Source organism: Plesiomonas sp. (assembly GCF_051650925.1).
Taxonomy (GTDB): Bacteria; Pseudomonadota; Gammaproteobacteria; order Enterobacterales; family CAMTGL01; genus Plesiomonas.
This window is the reverse complement of the sequence record NZ_JBOFRH010000358.1, coordinates 1-2,676: the sequence shown is the minus strand read 5'-3', so window position 1 is coordinate 2,676 and position 2,676 is coordinate 1. Positions and strand designations below refer to the sequence as shown.

The window sequence follows — 2,676 nt, the reverse complement described above, 5'->3', positions numbered from 1 at the left end:
GGGATTGACGGTAAAAACGTGGTGACGGTCTGGGTAGGACGCGATGATAACGGTGAGGCCAAACTTACCGGTGCTAACGGTGCGCTGACTCTGTATCGTCGTTATCTGGAGAACCTGCCGCCGATGCCGTTGGTCATTAAAATGCCGCCGGGGATCGCTTGGGTTGGTGTTAGCCCGAGCGGGGCATTTGATTGCGGAGCGGCGCAGACATTGCCAGTGTGGAGCAGCTCTCCCGAGCAGTTCTGCTCCCGCCCAGAGCCGGTGTATCCGTCTGCGCCGTCAGAGTCTGCCCATCCTATTGATCAGATGGGAAATTGGATCCAGAACGTACTGGGCTTGTAGTGCTCAACGTGGATTAAAAAATCAGACAAAAAAGCCGCTACCCAAAAAAGGGCAGCGGCTTTTTTTTATCTCTACGGAGTGTACTTAATCTACAAAATGTACTGTTCTACAAAATATACTGACTGCAACACCCGTGTTAATCCGGCTTGCAGTTATTTGCTCAGTTTGGCAAAACAGCGCTCTGCGGCCGCAATCGTTTCATCAATGTCAGCCTCTGAATGCGCCAAAGACATAAAACCGGCCTCAAATGCAGAAGGCGCAAGATACTGGCCTTCATCCAGCATCAGGTGGAAGAAGTGCTTAAAGCGCTCCACATCACAAGCCAGCACATCTTGATAACAGGTAACACGTTCAGCCTCAGTAAAGAACAGACCGAACATACCACCAACCTGATTGACCACTACCCCGATATTCTGACGCTGTGCTGCGGCACGTAAGCCCTCAGCCAAACGCACGGTCAGCGCGTTTAGGCGTGCTTCATTGCCCGCTTTCGCCAGCTCAGTTAAACAGGCATAACCTGCTGCCATCGCAATGGGATTACCCGATAGCGTACCGGCCTGATACACAGGTCCGGTTGGCGCGATATGCGCCATGACATCGCGGCGACCACCAAATGCGCCAACTGGCATGCCACCACCGATAATTTTACCCAAACAGGTGATATCCGGTGTCACGCCGTAGTAGGCCTGTGCGCCGCCTAATGCCACCCGAAAACCGGTCATCACCTCATCAATAATCAGCAGAGCGCCAAACTGATCACACAGTGCGCGAAGCCCCTGTAAAAAGCCCTCTTCTGGCGGGATACAGTTCATATTTCCGGCGACTGGCTCGATAATAATGCAGGCGATTTCTGTCGGGAACTGCTCGAATGCCGCTTGTACCGAGGCCAGATCATTATAAGTACAGGTCAGTGTATGCTTGGCAAAATCAGCCGGAACACCCGGTGAGTTTGGTTGGCCCAGCGTCAGCGCCCCCGATCCGGCCTTCACCAGCAGAGAGTCAGCATGGCCGTGATAGCAGCCTTCGAACTTGATTATTTTGTCACGATTTGTGTAACCGCGCGCTAAACGGATCGCACTCATGGTAGCCTCTGTACCAGAGCTAACCATCCGGATTAACTCCATGGAAGGCACCAGCTGTGTCACACGCTCGGCCATGATCACTTCCATTTCAGTCGGTGCACCAAAACTCAACCCGCGCTCGGCAGCTTCAATAACCGCGTGGCGGATAGCTGGGTGATTATGCCCTAAAACCATCGGCCCCCAAGAGCCAACATAATCGGTGTACTGCTTACCTTCTACATCAAACAGATAAGCGCCATCTGCCCGCTCCACAAACAACGGGCTACCGCCAACGCCGTTAAATGCGCGAACCGGTGAGTTTACACCGCCGGGAATGGTTTTTTGAGCCTGAGCAAATAAGGTTTCTGACTTGGTCATACGGAATTCCTGAATATCTGTCACTACACTAAGATCATTATGCTCAGGCAATGACACTAAAAAAAGGGCACATACGCAAGGAGTGTACAGAGTACTCATTCCATAGCGTTAACACCAAATGCACACAAATAGACTAAAACAGGGTGGAAAAGCAAAGCAGATATAGTAATCGAAATGATTTAGCGCAGCGATCTGTGTTGCAGATCACGCTACGATTCATACTACAATTTTTATATTCCCCAGATTAGGATTGTTTCTTCTATGAGTGGCTTGATTGACGGTACACCTGCACAGCCCACTGTCAGGCAAGGAAATACAGGTCGGGTTCGCCGCCTGCTAGAACAAGATAAAACACCGGTGATTGTACTGATACTGTGTGCCTTGGTCGGTTTGTGTGCCGGTGGTGTTGGGGTGGCGTTTAACCACTTTGTGGCATGGGTGAAGTTTGAACGTGTTGATGTGCTGGCCTCTATCGCCGATTACGACATTCTAGTCTGGATGGGTGTTTTTATTCTTTCCGCTGGGCTTGCAGCCTTTGGTTACTATCTGGTGAACCGATTTGCACCGGAAGCGGCCGGTTCGGGTATTCAGGAAATTGAGGGTGCAATGGATGGCCTGCGTCCGGTACGCTGGTGGCGGGTATTGCCGGTGAAATTTTTTGGCGGATTGGGTACGTTAGGCTCGGGTATGGTACTCGGGCGTGAAGGGCCAACGGTGCAGATGGGCGGTGCGGTAGCACAGATGATTGCCGATATGTTCCGGATGGGGAAAAATCCGGAGATTCGTAATACTCTGCTGGCCGCCGGAGCCGCCGGTGGTTTAACCGCAGCCTTTAATGCGCCATTAGCCGGCGTGTTGTTTGTCATTGAAGAGATGCGCCCACAATTTCGCTACA

General features: G+C 51.8%; 2 protein-coding genes and 1 pseudogene. 2 read left to right on the top strand and 1 reads right to left on the bottom strand.

What is annotated here, in order from left to right:
• Window positions 1–342 (top strand): annotated as a pseudogene (gene mrcB / locus ACRC27_RS08180) (bifunctional glycosyl transferase/transpeptidase); the annotation flags it as partial.
• A gap of 152 nt (window positions 343–494) precedes the next feature.
• Here mrcB and hemL read toward each other — a convergent pair.
• Window positions 495–1,781, bottom strand: a complete 1,287-nt coding sequence (gene hemL / locus ACRC27_RS08175) for a glutamate-1-semialdehyde 2,1-aminomutase (RefSeq protein ID WP_438639639.1) — start codon at window positions 1,779–1,781, stop codon at window positions 495–497.
• 261 nt (window positions 1,782–2,042) lie between these two features.
• Here hemL and ACRC27_RS08170 point away from each other — a divergent pair.
• The coding region (locus ACRC27_RS08170) for a chloride channel protein (RefSeq protein WP_438639638.1) at window positions 2,043–2,676 on the top strand (634 nt) is incomplete at its 3' end.